Consider the following 13,799-nt stretch of genomic DNA (forward strand, 5'->3'; position numbering starts at 1 on the left):
ACAATGAACACCATCAGGTATCCGCAGCCAGACCATATTGAACCGTGCGTGGACATGCTTGGTCGCCCCCTGACGGACTTGCGCATTTCCGTCATTGACCAGTGCAACTTCCGCTGCACCTATTGCATGCCGGCCGAACTGTACCCCAGCGATTACCCGTTTCTTCCCTCCAGCGAGCGCCTGTCCTTCGCGCAGATCGACACCATGGCGCGCGCCTTCGTGCGTCTGGGCGTGGATAAAATCCGCATCACGGGCGGCGAGCCGCTGCTGCGCAAGAACCTGGAGCAGCTGATCGAGACGCTGGCGAAGCTCACCACGCCGGACGGGCGCGCCGTGAGCATCGCGCTGACGACGAATGGCAGCTTGCTGGCGGCCAAGGCGCGCTCGCTGAAGGATGCGGGCCTGGACCGGGTCACCGTCAGCCTCGACAGTCTCGATAACGGCATTTTTCAGCGCATGAATGGCGTCGATTTTCCCGTCGAGAAAGTGCTGCACGGTATTGAGGTAGCGCAAGCCGTGGGCTTGAACCCCGTGAAGATCAACATGGTCGTGCAGAAAGGCGTCAACGACAGCCAGATCGTGCCGCTGGCACGCCATTTCCGCCACACGGGCGTGATCCTGCGCCTGATCGAATTCATGGACGTGGGTGGCATCGGCGCCTGGTCGCGCACGCACGTCGTCACGTCCGAGGCGGCGCGCGCGCTGATCGCCGCCGAATTCCCCCTCGTGTCGCTGGGCGAAGGCAAGCCTGTCCTGCACGAGACGGCCAGCCGCTACCGTTATCTCGATGGCGGCGGCGAAGTGGGCTTCATTTCCAGCGTGTCGCAGCCGTTCTGCGGCGACTGCAGCCGCGTGCGCGTCTCGTCGGACGGCAAGTTGTTTACCTGTTTGTTCGCCCAGGACGGCCTCGACCTGCTGCCCCAGCTTGATACCGGACAAGGGCTGGAAACCCTGCTGCGCCAGCACTGGCAGCGGCGTGGCGACCGCTACTCGGAAGTGCGCGGCGCACTGGCCCAGCTTGGCGGGCGCAAGCAGTATCCCACCGTGCGCATGTCGCTGGTGGGCGGATGAAGGATGGGGCTAGAGGAATTCGGTGATGAGTTTGCCGAGCAGGATAATGGCTTGCTCGACGCCCACGCTCCACGGATAGCTGTAGTTGAGGCGGATGCAATGCTTGTAGGCCTGGCTGACGGAAAACATGCGCCCCGGACCCACCGTGATCTTGCATTCCAGCGCGCGCCGGTACAGCTGCATGGAATCTATGTCGCCGGGCAATTCCACCCACAGCACGTAGCCGCCCTGCGGGTGCGAGATTTTCGTGCCAGCAGGAAAGAAGCGCTGCACGGCGGCCGCCATGATGCGCGCCTGCTGGGCATAGGCCTTGCGGGTGCGCCGCAGATGCTGTTCGTAGCCATCGTTTTGCAGGTATTCGGCGATGGCCAGCTGCGGAAACGAGGACGTGGCCAGGGTGTTGAGGAATTTGAGTTCCTCCACCTTGCCCCGGTAGCGTCCGGCCAGGGCCCACCCCACGCGCTGCGCGGAACTGAGGCTTTTGGAAAACGAGGAACAGTGCAGCACCAGGCCCTTGCGGTCGTAGGACTTGAGCGAGGACGGGTGGGCGTCGCCGTAGTACAGCTCGTTGTAGACGCCGTTTTCGATGGCGGGCACATCGTGCTGCTCCAGCAGCTGGACCAGGGCCCGCTTGCGCTGGTCGGACATTTGAAAGCCCAACGGATTCTGGAAGTTCGGCATCACCATGACGGCGGCGATCGGTTGCTGGGCCATGATGTCGGCCAGCGCCTCGATGCTGATGCCTTCATACGGATCGGTGGACACTTCCACCACTTTCATGCCCAGCCGTTCGACGGCCATCAGCATGGCATAGAAGGTAGGCGACTCGACGGCGATGGTGTCGCCCGGCTTGGCCACGGCTTGCAGGCACAGGTTGATGGCTTCCGTGGCGCCCACGGTGACGATGATTTCGTCGGGATCGACGGCCAGGCCGTTTTCCATGTGGCGGCGGGCAATTTCGCGGATCAGCTGCGGGTTGCCCGGCGGCAGGTCGTCCGTCACGCTCCACGCGCGGTTGCGGCGCGCCACGGTGCCCGCATACTGGTTGATGCGTTCCCACGGAAACAGCGACGGATCGGGGTAGGGCGAGCCCAGCGGTATGGCGTCATGCAAACCGATCGAGCGCAGGGTCGACAGCACCAGGCGGCTGACGTGCACTTCCGCCGGCACGGGGCTGGGATGCGAAGCCTGCATGCACAAGGACGGTGTGGCCGCATCGCTGGCCCGCTGGCGCACGAAGTAGCCGGACTGGGGCCGGCTTTCGATCACGCCCATGCCTTCCAGCTTGACGTAGGCGCGCAGCACCGTGGTGATGCTCAGCTTGTGCTGCTGGCTGGTCTGGCGCACGGACGGAATGCGTTCGCCGGGCAGGAGCACGCCCTTGTCCACCAGTTGCTCGATGTCGCTGACGAGCTTTTCATACAATTTCATGCAATGGTATCCATTCTTATTCTTGCTCTACGTCATTGCATTATCGTCCAATTCATGACTACCTATAGTTACAGTTATCGCATGTTGCCTAAAGCATGTTGCCTAAATGAAACTGCCATCCGGCACTTCTGGTTTAAGATCCACATAGAAAACAAAAAGAGGAATATTGGTTATGGCAATTCCACAAAGCATGTTGTCGGTCGTCGCGCGCGACGAAGTGCATTTGCAGTTCAATGTGAAGGCCGGCGTCGACCTGCGGCAGCTGTTCAAGTTACTTGGAAAGCTGTGGGAGTCCGAAGTCACGGGTATCCTCGATCCCACCCTGAACCGCCACCATCAGTTGACGGGCGGCACGGCCAATGTGGTGCTGGGATTCAAGCCCGAGCTGTGGCGCGCCGCCTGCCCCGGCTGCGTGCCGGACAACATGGCCTCGTTCGCGCAAGACCTGGTGGGCGCCAATGGCAAGACGGCGCCGGCCACGCAGCACGATTTCTGGGTCTGGATCACGCAGTCGAACGCGGCCACCCTGTACGACAGCATGCGCACGACGCTCACGCTTTTGAGTCCCTTCGCCGAGCTGGCCAGCGAGCAGGTGTGTTTTCCGTATCACAATAACGTGACCTTCGACGGTTTTGCCGACGGCGTCGCCAATCCGAATCCGTTTCGCGCCAACGGCGTGGCCATCATTCCGGATGGCGAAGCGGGCGCAGGCGGTTCGACCGTGCTGCTGCAAAAGTGGCGCATGGATGTGGAGCGCCTGCGCGCCTTGCCTGTGCATGCGGCGGAGCAGGTGTGGGGCCGCACCAAGGCCGGCAGCCATGAATTGTCGCCGCTGCCCGTCGATTCCCACGTGGGCCGCAACCAGTTCATCCGCGATGGCGAGGAAGTCGATATCGTGCGCCGCAATGCCAATTACGCCAATGCCGGCGAGGCGGGCGTCATGTTTGTCGGTTTTTGCAAGGACATCACGGTGACCATGGGCATGCTGCGGCAAATGTACGGCGTAGGCTATGATGGCGTCACCAAGACGGACCGGCTGCTGGATTTTTCCACGGCGCTGTCGTCGGCGATCTATTTTGTGCCCAGCATCGATGCCTTGCTGGCCGTGGGTATTTCGCCGGCGGATCCCGGCTAAGGACCGCTCCGGCGGTCCCTATTTTCACTTTAAAGGAGTTTTCCATGCGTATTCGTCCCGCCACACTGCTGTCCGCCCTGATCTTCGGCAGCGTCGTCTTCAGCGCTTCCGCCTCCGCCGTCGGCCTGGGTTTCCTGGCCGATACGCCGATGGCCTACCTGAACAAGAACGACAAGCCCGTCTTCGTGAAAGCCGTCACCGACGTGCTCAATGACAAGAAGGATGGCGAAACCGTGCAATGGAGCAATGAAGGCTTGCGCAATTCCGTGCGCATCGCCGCCGAGATCACGGCCAGCGATACGCAAAAGACGGAGGCGCAAACGTGCCGCAAGGTGCAGGTGGGCTTGAGCGCCAAGGGCCAGGAACAGACCCTCAAGCTGACGGTCTGCAAGGCCGGCACGGCCGCCTGGAAAGTGGCGAAGAGCTGATCGTCCGTGCATTTCCCTTGCCGGTTCTGCACCGGCAAGGTACGACTTTCTCATAAGTAAGTGTTGCAGCGGTTAGAATCACGTTTTACCCTCACTTTTCTCACCTGCATGCAGCAAAGTCGCCTCCTGTTCTTCCGCCTGGCCGGCCAGTTTCGCCGCTATGGCGCCATCGTTGCCGCCACCTTGCTGGCCGTGGGCGTGGCGTCCGCCACCGATGTGTTGTTAATCCGCCAGTTGCAAAACGTCGTCGACGCCATGCGCGCGACGGCCAGCACGCAGGTCGCGCCCGCGTCCGGCGTGATGGGCATGTTGCAGGGCTGGGTCGACCGTTTCTTGCCGGCACAGGCGGGGCAGGTGGACTTGTGGGTGATTCCCGCCACCATCCTGGGCCTGGCCGTGCTGCGCATGGTGTCGAGCTTTGCCGGCGATTATGGTTCCGTCTGGTTATCGAGCCGGGTGCAGGCCGATTTGCGCGAAAAGATGTTCGCCACCATCATGCGCCTGCCCAGCCGCTTTTTCGATACCACCACCACCAGCCTGACGCAGTCGCGCGTGGCCTTCGACGCCAGCCAGGTGTCGCAGGCGGGCTTGAACGTGCTCAACGTGATGGTGCGCGATTCCGTCGCCACCGTCGGCTACCTGATTTTATTGTTCAGCATTGACGTCAAGCTGGCCCTGTTCTGCATGGCCTCGATGCCCATCGTGGCCATCGTTGTGACCCTGGCGGGACGCCGCATGCGCCACCTGAGCAAGAGTTCGCAGCAAGCCGTGGGCGAGCTGACGTCCGTGCTCGACGAAAGCATCGGCGGCCAGCGCGTCGTGAAAATCTTCGGCGGCCAGGATTATGAACAGGCGCGCTTCGTCAACGTGGTCAAGCGCAACCGCCAGCTGGCCGTCAAGCATGCAGCTACCTCGGCCATGAATTCCGGCTTCATCATGATGCTCGTCGGCATTACCCTGTCGTCCGTCATCTATTTCGCCATGCTGCGCGCACAAAGCGGCGCCATCACGCCGGGCGCCTTCGTTGCCTTCATGGGCGCGCTGATGGCGATGCAGTCGCCGATCAAGAATTTGACGAAGATCAATGAGCCGCTGCAGCGGGGCCTGGCTGCGGCCGAGTCCGTCTTCGGCCTGATCGACACGCCGCTGGAACCGGACCCGGGCACCATCGCGCCCGTCACGGTGCACGGCAATCTGTCCCTGCAGAACGTCAACTTCCGCTACAACAGCGACGATCCCGATGCGCCCACGGCCTTGAGCGACATCACGCTCGACATCCGCGCCGGCGAAACGGTGGCCCTGGTGGGCGGCTCCGGCGGTGGCAAGACAACCTTGCTGGGCTTGCTGCCGCGCTTCTATGACGTCAGCGGCGGCCAGATCCTGCTCGACGGCGTGGACCTGCGCGATTACGCCTTGCTGGCTCTGCGGCGCCAGTTCGCCCTCGTCAGCCAGGATGTGATTTTGTTCAATGACACGATGGCGGCGAATATCGCGTATGGCGACCCGGCCCCGGACCAGGACAGGATCGAAGCGTCGGCGCGCGCCGCCTACGCGCACGACTTCATCATGCAGTTGCCGCAGGGCTACGAGACCCAGGCGGGGCAGAACGGTTCGCGCCTGTCGGGCGGGCAACGCCAGCGCCTGGCCATCGCCCGCGCCCTGTACAAGGATGCGCCGATCCTGCTGCTCGACGAAGCGACCAGCGCACTGGACACGGAGTCGGAGCGTTCCGTGCAGGCGGCGCTGGAAGTGCTGATGCGCAACCGCACCACTATCGTCATCGCCCACCGCCTGTCGACCATCGAAAGTGCCGACCGCATCGTCGTCATGCAGGGCGGGCGCCTGGTGGAAGCGGGCAGCCACACGGACTTGCTGCAGCAGGGCGGCGCGTATGCGCGCCTGCATGCGAGCCAGCTGTCTCCCGTCAAGGATGGCGTGGCCTAGCACCTTAGAACACGTGAATTTCCTGTAATACCAGCGTGGCGCCCTCCACGCGGAACGTGGCGGTCAGATCCGACCAAACGCCATTCAGGGGCAGCGAATGGCGCGCTTCGGCAAGCGCCGCGCCGCCGTCCTGGCCAGCCAGGCGCTCGACGCAGCGCTCATGTGGCGCGCCGCTGGCTTGGGCTGCCGGCGTGACGCGATACGCCGTGCCATCCGCATACGGCTCCGGCGAACCATACCCTTCGATCACGGCGCGCAGCAGCGCCGGCGTCCAGCCGTAGTACGCGTCGTGCGCCGTGCGCGCATGGGCGCACGCGTAATCGCCGCGCGCCAGGTCGGAGATCCAGGCATCGATGATGTCCAGTATCTGGGTGTCGCTGGGGGCGGCGGGCAAGTGCATGGATTTCTTTCGTGACGGGGGAAAACGTTGCTTTCCATTATGATGGCGCCCACACAATAACATTGCAATGGAACACAATGCAGACACCACAGACGATGCGCTGGCTGCTGGCCGCCGCGCTGGCCATGGGCGCAGCCCTGCCACTGGCGGCACAGGAACAGCCCGAAGGGCAAACGCCAACGCCAACCTTACAGGAGGAAGACCACACCATGTATCTGGATCAAAATTTCATGCCAAGCAACCAGCGCCGCGCCGTGTATGCGCTGCGCACGCCGCCCGTGCGCGACGAGGCGCTGGGCGCCTGGCATGTGCGCCTCGAATTTCCCGACACGCCGGGCATGCTGGCCTTTGAAACCTACACCACGGACCTGGACCTGAGCCAGGTCAGGTTCGTGCATTTTCGCAAGTCCTACTACGAAAATGGCCAACTGCAGCGTGAAACCTACTTCAATGCCCAGGGCGAGGAGCTGCTGGGCGGCTGCGTGTACTTTGAAAATGGCCAGGTCCAGCAGCGGGTGACGGCCTTGCCGAACGGGCGCGACAGCATCTCTGAAACGTACCACGAGAATGGCCAGCTGGCGTACAAGACGCTGTATCACGACGACGAGATGGCCGATGGCGAGCATGTGTCGTATGGCGCGAATGGGGCCGTCAGCAGCCGCTCGTATCGACGCAATGGCAAGATGGATGGCGTGCAGGAATCGTTTTATGCCGATGGCAAGCTGTTCCAACGTGGACAGTTCGTCGATGGCAAGCGCGAGGGCGAGTTTGTCACGTATGCGCAGGACGGCAGCGTGCTGGGTAAAACCGTCTGGGTGCACGACCAGCCCGACGGCTGGTCGTTTGAAAGCCATGGCAATGGCGTCATGTCGAACAAAACGCTGTACCGGAAAGGTGCCGTGCTCAGCTTGCAAACGTGGGGGCCGAGTGGCCGGCCCGTGTTTGCCTGGCAGAAAGACGCGCAGGGGCGCGACCATGGCGACACGACGGACTGGCATGCCAACGGCGTGCGCGCCAGCGTGACCCCATTCGTCAAAGGCCAGCGCCACGGCTTGCTGCAAACCTGGTACAGCGATGGCAGCCTGCGGCAGATCGTGCCGTACGAACACGGCAAGAAGCACGGCATCGAGCGCCAGTGGGACAAGGCAGGCAAGCTGGTGCTGGAGCAGGCGTGGCGCGATGGGCAGCCTGTAACGAGCAGTTAGTCGAGCGCATCCTTTGCAGGTATCATGCAGGGATTCCGGCCCGCCAGCAGGCGCGAAGCCGGTGGGATAACTGGAGGCAATGGTGGTGGAAGCGGAAGTTTCGGCGTTGGCCAGGGCGCAAGGCATGGCCTTGCAAAACATGCGCGTCGTCATGCGCGCGGCGCAGCGCCACTCGGCGCAGATCGAGAAACAATGCGGCGTGTCGGGCGCGCAATTGTGGGTGATGCAGGAATTGCTGGAGCGGCCGGGACTGCGCATGGGCGAGCTGGCCAGCAAGATGTCGATCCACCAGACGACGGCCAGCAACCTGGTCGAGGCGCTGGTCAAGAAAGCCTATGTGCGCAAGGCGCGCGACCAGCCCGACCAGCGCGTGGTCACCCTGACCCTGACGGCGCAAGGACAGGCCGTGATCGCCGGCGCGCCACAGCCGGCGCGCGGCTTGCTGCCCAGTGCGCTGGCTCAGCTGGACCCCGACAGCCTGGCGCACCTGAACCAGGGCTTGAGCGCCTTGCTGGCCGTCGTCGCTCCCGATGACAGGCAGGCGGGCATGCAACCGTTTCCGTTTACGATGTAGTTTCCCGGCCCGCTTGCTGCTGCGGCAACCGTTGCAGCTGCAATTGCGCCAGCGCCCCGTACAGCGGTTCGCTGAGTACGCGCGAGACTGTGCTGGCGACGACCGCGCAGGCCATCAGGCTCAGCACCATGCCGTGGCCATCGACCATTTCCATGACAATAATAAACGCCGTCAGCGGCGCCTGCGTGGCGGCGGCCAGGAAGCCCACCATGCCCAGCGCGATCAGCGCGGGCGCGTGCGGATAGTGCAGCAGCACGGCGATATCGTGGCCGATGCCGGCGCCGATGGCCAGCGATGGCGCGAAGATGCCGGCCGGCACGCCCGACCAGACGGTCAGCCACGTGGCCACATATTTGAAGGCAACAAAGGCGGGCGCCACGTCGGACGAGCCTTCCAGCATGGCGCGCGTGGCCACGGTGCCGCTGCCGAACGTGGCGCCATGGCTGGCGATGCCGATGGCCGCCACCAGCACACCGCAGACGGCGGCGAACAGCACGGGCCGGCCCTTTCTCCACGCGGACAGTTTTCCCAGCGGATTGCCCCGGGCGGAGGCCAGCAGCAGCCGGGCAAACAGGCCGCCCGCCACGCCTGCGATCAAGGTGACGAGTAAACCCGGCAAGGCCAGCGCCAGGCCGATGGGGCCGGGATGGATGATGCCGAAGTGCGTGGCGTTGCCGTGGATCGACACGGCCATCATGCCGGCCAGCACGATGCCGGCCACGATCAGGCCGCTGTTGCGCTGCTCGGGCGAGCGCGAGAGTTCCTCGATGGCAAACATGACGCCCGCCAGCGGCGTGTTGAAGGCGGCCGCGATGCCGGCCGCGCCGCCGGCCACCAGCAGCGAATGGGCGCTCACCTGCGAGTGGCGCGGCAGCCAGCGGCGCGCGGCCAGCATCACGCCAGCCGCAATTTGCACGGACGGGCCTTCGCGCCCCAGAGACAAGCCGCCCAGCAAGCCCCCCGCCGTCAGGCCGATTTTCGCGGCACTGAGTTTCAACGAGACAAATAGCGAGCGCTGCTCGGGCGCCACGGCCGGATCCAGTGTCGCCATCACTTGCGGGATGCCGGAACCGGCCGCGCCCATCGCGTAGCGGCGCGTCAGCCAGACCAGCAGGGCGGCGCAGGCTGGCGTCCACAGCAGGGCGAACCACCAGGCCTTGCCGTTAAAAAAGAGAAACAGGTCCAGCGCTTCCTCCGCCAGCCACGTAAAACCGACGACGACGAGGCCCGCGATGGCGGCCATGCCGACGACGACGGCGCGCGACCACCACAGGCGCGGGTTGGCAAATTCATGCTTGAAGGCAGAGGGAATATCGTGCAAGTGCTTCATTGCGGCAAGTCCAGGAAGGGGCGCGCAGGGCGTCGGGGAGACTTGCCATTATATAGATGTATTTGTTCAAATGTATTTGCGGGATTTAATTTTGGTATTGCAGTTGCGGAACTGCTACACGAACAGCTCGCGCCGCGCGCTCTGGCTGATGGCGATGGTGGCCGGGTGGCTCAGGCGCCGTTCCGTGGTGATCGCATACACCTGCTCGACGAGGCTGTCGACCCGGCCCAGTGCCACCACGGCGTACTGTTCGCAGACCTGGGGCGCGATGACGGTGGGCGCAAAGAACAGGCCGGCGCCGGACTGGCCGAAGGCTTTCATCATGGCGCTGTCGTCGAACTCGCCTACGATGCGCGGGTGCAGATTGTTGTCGCCCAGCCACTGCAGCAAGCGCCCGTAAATGGCGAAGTCTTCGCCGGGCAGCAGCAGCGGCGCGCCGTCCAGGCATTGCGGAAAGCCCCCTGTCAGGGTGGCGGCCAGCGCTGGCGTGCCGAACAGGGTCATGCCGCTTTCGCCCAGTAAATGGTTAAAGCCGCGCACGCTCAAGTGGGCCGGCATGGGGCGGTCCGCCATGATCAGGTCGAGCCGGTGCACTGCCAGGTCCGCCAGCAGGCTGGCCAGCCGGCCTTCGCGGCAAATGATGCGCAGCGGCTCGGCCAGTCCCAGCGCGGGCGCGACGAGGCGGCAGGCGATCAGTTTCGACACGGAATCGGCGCAGCCCACGCGGAAGGTCGTCGTCGTGGTGCGCGATTGGTCGCGCACGATTTCCAGCAATTCATCGCCCGTGCTGAAGATGCTTTCGGCATGGCTGAGGATGCGCCGCCCCGTGTCCGTCAATTCCAGCTGGCGCCCGCTGCGGCGGAACAGTTCCACGCCCAGGGTGTCGGCAAACTCGCTGAGCTGCCCGGAAATCGATTGCGGCGTCAGGTGCAGCTGCTCGGCCGCGCGCGCGATGCTGCCCGTCTTGGCCACCATCCAGAAATAGCGCAAGTGCTTGAAGTTGAGTGTAGACATGATATTTCCCGGCAATAAATACATCGAGTTTTTCGATGTATTCTTAAATTATATTCGATTTGTTCGATGTTTATATTCAGACTATGATGGCTGCTCAATTCATGCAAGGAGAGTGCCATGGACTTCAGGATACAAACAGACAGTTGCGGAGGCCGCCGATGAACGGCCTGGAAAGTATTGCTACGGCACCCATGTGGGCCGGCTTCATCGCCTTTGTCCTGGTGATGCTGGCGCTGGACTTGTTCGTCTTCGGCGGCAACAAGGCGCACAAGGTCAGCGTCAAGGAAGCGGCGACGTGGTCGCTCGTGTGGGTCAGCCTGGCCCTGCTGTTCAACGGCGGCCTGTGGTGGTATCTGAACGGCACGGCCGGTCCCGAGATCGCCAACCAGAAGGCGCTGGAGTTTTTCTCCGGCTACCTGATCGAGAAAGCCCTGTCGGTCGATAACGTGTTCGTCTTCCTGCTGATCTTCAGCGCCTTTCAGGTGCCGATCCAGTACCAGCGCCGCGTGTTGATTTATGGCGTGCTGGGCGCGATTGTCATGCGCGCCGTGATGATCATGGCCGGTGCGTGGGTGGTGAGCGAGTTCAGTTGGGTGCTGTACCTGTTCGGCGCCTTCCTGTTGATTACCGGCATGCGCATGCTGGTGGCGGCCGATGCGGAGCCGGACGTGGCGAACAACCCGGTGCTGCGTTTTGCCCGCCGCCACTTGCGGGTGGCCGATGGCGACCACGGCGAACGTTTCTTCGTGGCAAAGGGCGGTTTGCGTTATGTCACGCCGCTGTTCCTGGTGCTGATCCTGATCGAGGTGACGGACCTGGTCTTCGCGGTGGATTCGATCCCGGCGATTTTCGCCATCACGACGGATCCGTTCATCGTCTTCACGTCGAACCTGTTCGCCATCATGGGATTGCGCGCCCTGTACTTCCTGCTGGTGGATGTGGCTGACCGCTTCCACATGCTCAAGTACGGCCTGGCCATGGTGCTGGTGTTCATCGGCGCCAAGATGCTGATCATGCCGTGGTACCACGTGCCGGTGGAAGCATCGTTGCTGGTAGTGGCAGTGCTGATCGTGTCGAGCTGCGTGGCGAGCGTGTTCATCACCCGCAGCGACAAGAAGTAAATGTGGTACGGCGCGCCCCGCGTGGCGGTGGCGCGCCTTTTAATTGACTAATAGAAAGAGTAGAAAATCATGCGTACGTATGAAGTAAATAGTCCCCAGGCAGCGGGACGTATTTTGGCCCTGATGATGGTGGTCGATGGCAACCTGGCCAGCGCCGAGCTGCAAGCGATGCACCGCAGCAAGATCCTCGAGCATATCGACCTGGAACCGGCCGCCTTCCAGCAACTGCTGCAAGACCTGTGTGACGACATGCTGACCTCGACCGTGCATGGCGCCGTGCAGCTGGCCAATGGCGTGATCGACAGCCTGCTCGACGAAATCACCGATCCCGACTTGCGCCGCAAGCTGCTGCAAGCCATGTGGAAGATCGCCGACGCGGACGACTGGCTGGCCGATGGCGAAGCCGTGTTGCTGGCCCGCGCCAGCGCGGCGTGGTCGGCGGAAACGAACTTCCGCGCGCACGCTGCCTGAGGCACATCAAGCCGTCTTGTGCCCCATGGCAATGACGGCGGCGCCGGCCAGGGCCAGGCCCACGCCGGCGATGTCGGTCCAGGCGGGCGTGATGCCGTCCACCAGCCACAGCCATCCCAGCGCCGTGGCGATATAGATGGCGCCATACGTGGCATACACGCGGCCGCTGGCGGCTGGATGCAAGGTCAGCAGCCACACGAAGATCAAGAGGCTGATGGCGGCCGGCAACAGCAGCCAGGCGCTGCCCTTGTTGCTCAGCCACAGCATGGGCAGGTAGCAGCCCAGCAGTTCGGCCACGGCCGTGACAGTAAACAGCCCGAAGGTGCGGGCCAGTCCTGTCCACTCAATGGCGTCGTTCATTGCATTCCTTTTTTTTCAGTCGAGCCGCCATTGTAGACGGGAGAGCCTTCATTGAGCTGCAGGGCAACATACAGCAGCAAACGGTCATCCGTGTCATCCAGGTCCAGCCCTGTCAGTTCGGCGATCTTTTGCAGCCGGTAATCGAGGGTGTTGCGGTGGATGTGCAGGGCCCTGGCCGTGGCCATCGGATGGCTGTGGTGGCGGAACCAGGCGGCCAAGGTGCGCATCAGGGTGCCCGACTTGCGGTCGTGCGCCTGCAGGCGCGCCAGGGTCTGGCGCAGCTGCTCTGCCTGCCAACCGGCTTTCAGGCCGGACAGCAGCACGGGCAGGCTCAGTTCCAGATAGGAAAAAGTAGCTTGCCCGGCATCGCGGGCGCGCCCCACGCGCGCCGTCTGCTTCGCCGATTCATACGAGGCCGTCGCGCCATCGAGGCCCGGCAAGGCCACGCCCATGGACAGGGTGGCGGGCGGCGTGAGCGCCTGCTGCGCCACCTGGTGCAGTTCGAGCAGGCGCTGCCTGGCCTGTGCCGCGCGCGCCTGCTGCGGGCCGCTGGCGGGAAAGGCGTCGAGCAGCACCAGTTCGCCCGGCGAGACGACGGCCATCAGCAGTGACGGCCAGCGGGCCGACAGGTCGGACTGCACTTGCTGCAGCTGCGTCAGCACCTGGTCCAGCCGCTCGCCCGGGCCGTCTCCCGCAGCGGGAATTTCCAGCACGAACATGGCGCGCGGCACGCGCAGATCGACCGCCAGGCGCGCCGCCCACGCCTGCATGCTGGCGTCCGAAATGCCCGTGCGGTAGACGAGCTGGAACACGAATTCCTCGCGGTAGCGTTTTTCGTGCTGCAGCTCGCTGACCAGCCGCGCCTGCTCCAGCATCATTTCCGCCATGGCGCGCACCAGTTCGCCGAACTGGCGCACGGCGTCCGGTTCGCCCGTCAGGCCCAGCACGCCGCAAATCTCGCCGCGCACCGTCAGGGGCAGGTTGATGCCGGCCCGCGTGCCGGGCAGCCTGGCCATGTCGGCCGCGCCGATTTCCACGCTGGCGCGCCGGGCCAGCGCCAGTTGCGCGCCCGGATGCAGGTCCCCCACGCGCTGCGGGTCGCCGCTGGCCAGGATCACGCCGCGCGAATCGATGACGTTCACGCTGAAGGGAATGATGTGCATGGTGCGCCGCACGATGTCTTGCGCCAGGGGAAAGTCGATGCTCGGCATGGGTGTCCGCCTTATGATCTTGTGCATTTGCATGGAATCATCGGACTGAATGCCCAATTTCTTAGGGCATCCGCACGATGACTGTTTCTGCCGTCGATTGTACG

The 13,799-nt window shown here is 63.7% G+C and carries 14 protein-coding genes; 8 read left to right on the plus strand and 6 right to left on the minus strand.

Annotated features, from left to right (window positions below; all coding sequences use genetic code 11):
- The first annotated feature begins 3 nt into the window (after positions 1-3).
- Complete coding sequence (moaA, locus tag CSQ93_RS23120) at positions 4-1,071, plus strand: GTP 3',8-cyclase MoaA (RefSeq protein WP_099380066.1); 1,068 nt, start codon at positions 4-6, stop codon at positions 1,069-1,071.
- Positions 1,072-1,080: 9 nt separating this feature from the next.
- Here moaA and CSQ93_RS23125 read toward each other — a convergent pair whose 3' ends face one another.
- Entirely contained in the window at positions 1,081-2,502 is a 1,422-nt protein-coding gene (locus CSQ93_RS23125) for an aminotransferase-like domain-containing protein (RefSeq protein WP_099380067.1), read from the minus strand.
- 172 nt (positions 2,503-2,674) lie between these two features.
- On the opposite strand from CSQ93_RS23125, the gene CSQ93_RS23130 reads away from it, so the two are divergent.
- From CSQ93_RS23130 to msbA, 3 genes are all read left to right on the plus strand, one after another.
- Positions 2,675-3,637 carry a Dyp-type peroxidase gene (locus CSQ93_RS23130; RefSeq protein ID WP_099380068.1) on the plus strand — a complete coding sequence of 321 codons (963 nt, stop codon included), beginning with the start codon at positions 2,675-2,677 and terminating at the stop codon, positions 3,635-3,637.
- 44 nt (positions 3,638-3,681) lie between these two features.
- The gene (locus tag CSQ93_RS23135) at positions 3,682-4,065 is read left to right on the plus strand and encodes a hypothetical protein (protein ID WP_099380069.1); all 384 of its coding nucleotides are present in this window, start codon (positions 3,682-3,684) and stop codon (positions 4,063-4,065) included.
- Between the two features lie 108 nt (positions 4,066-4,173).
- Complete coding sequence (gene msbA, locus CSQ93_RS23140; RefSeq protein WP_099380070.1) at positions 4,174-6,009, plus strand: lipid A export permease/ATP-binding protein MsbA; 1,836 nt, start codon at positions 4,174-4,176, stop codon at positions 6,007-6,009.
- Between the two features lie 4 nt (positions 6,010-6,013).
- On the opposite strand, the gene CSQ93_RS23145 is transcribed toward msbA, so the two are convergent.
- The gene (locus CSQ93_RS23145; protein WP_099380071.1) at positions 6,014-6,409 is read right to left on the minus strand and encodes a hypothetical protein; all 396 of its coding nucleotides are present in this window, start codon (positions 6,407-6,409) and stop codon (positions 6,014-6,016) included.
- 77 nt (positions 6,410-6,486) lie between these two features.
- Between CSQ93_RS23145 and CSQ93_RS23150 the strand changes: the two genes are divergently transcribed.
- Positions 6,487-7,614 carry a toxin-antitoxin system YwqK family antitoxin gene (locus CSQ93_RS23150; RefSeq protein WP_158301337.1) on the plus strand — a complete coding sequence of 376 codons (1,128 nt, stop codon included), beginning with the start codon at positions 6,487-6,489 and terminating at the stop codon, positions 7,612-7,614.
- A gap of 124 nt (positions 7,615-7,738) precedes the next feature.
- A complete protein-coding gene (locus CSQ93_RS23155; RefSeq protein WP_233516312.1) occupies positions 7,739-8,188 on the plus strand; it encodes a MarR family winged helix-turn-helix transcriptional regulator in 450 nt (149 codons plus the stop codon).
- Here the strand turns inward: CSQ93_RS23155 and CSQ93_RS23160 are convergent.
- On the minus strand, positions 8,178-9,518 hold the full coding sequence (locus CSQ93_RS23160) for a chloride channel protein (RefSeq protein WP_099380074.1): 1,341 nt from the start codon (positions 9,516-9,518) through the stop codon (positions 8,178-8,180). The two genes, CSQ93_RS23155 and CSQ93_RS23160, sit on opposite strands and share 11 nt — an antisense overlap.
- A 114-nt stretch (positions 9,519-9,632) precedes the next feature.
- Complete coding sequence (gene nhaR / locus CSQ93_RS23165) at positions 9,633-10,532, minus strand: transcriptional activator NhaR (RefSeq protein WP_099380075.1); 900 nt, start codon at positions 10,530-10,532, stop codon at positions 9,633-9,635.
- A 158-nt stretch (positions 10,533-10,690) separates the two neighbouring features.
- Between nhaR and CSQ93_RS23170 the strand changes: the two genes are divergently transcribed.
- The gene (locus tag CSQ93_RS23170) at positions 10,691-11,653 is read left to right on the plus strand and encodes a TerC family protein (protein WP_035826186.1); all 963 of its coding nucleotides are present in this window, start codon (positions 10,691-10,693) and stop codon (positions 11,651-11,653) included.
- A gap of 69 nt (positions 11,654-11,722) precedes the next feature.
- The gene (locus CSQ93_RS23175; RefSeq protein ID WP_099380076.1) at positions 11,723-12,124 is read left to right on the plus strand and encodes a TerB family tellurite resistance protein; all 402 of its coding nucleotides are present in this window, start codon (positions 11,723-11,725) and stop codon (positions 12,122-12,124) included.
- 6 nt (positions 12,125-12,130) lie between these two features.
- Here CSQ93_RS23175 and CSQ93_RS23180 read toward each other — a convergent pair whose 3' ends face one another.
- Positions 12,131-12,484, minus strand: coding sequence for a YnfA family protein (locus tag CSQ93_RS23180; protein ID WP_099380077.1), 354 nt, complete (start codon positions 12,482-12,484; stop codon positions 12,131-12,133).
- Positions 12,481-13,695: a sugar diacid recognition domain-containing protein gene (locus CSQ93_RS23185; RefSeq protein WP_099380078.1), complete on the minus strand. Its 1,215-nt coding sequence runs from the start codon at positions 13,693-13,695 to the stop codon at positions 12,481-12,483. Before CSQ93_RS23185 ends, CSQ93_RS23180 begins: the two co-directional genes overlap by 4 nt.
- Positions 13,696-13,799 lie beyond the last annotated feature (104 nt).

Source organism: Janthinobacterium sp. BJB426 (assembly GCF_002735705.1).
Classification (GTDB): Bacteria; Pseudomonadota; Gammaproteobacteria; order Burkholderiales; family Burkholderiaceae_D; genus Janthinobacterium.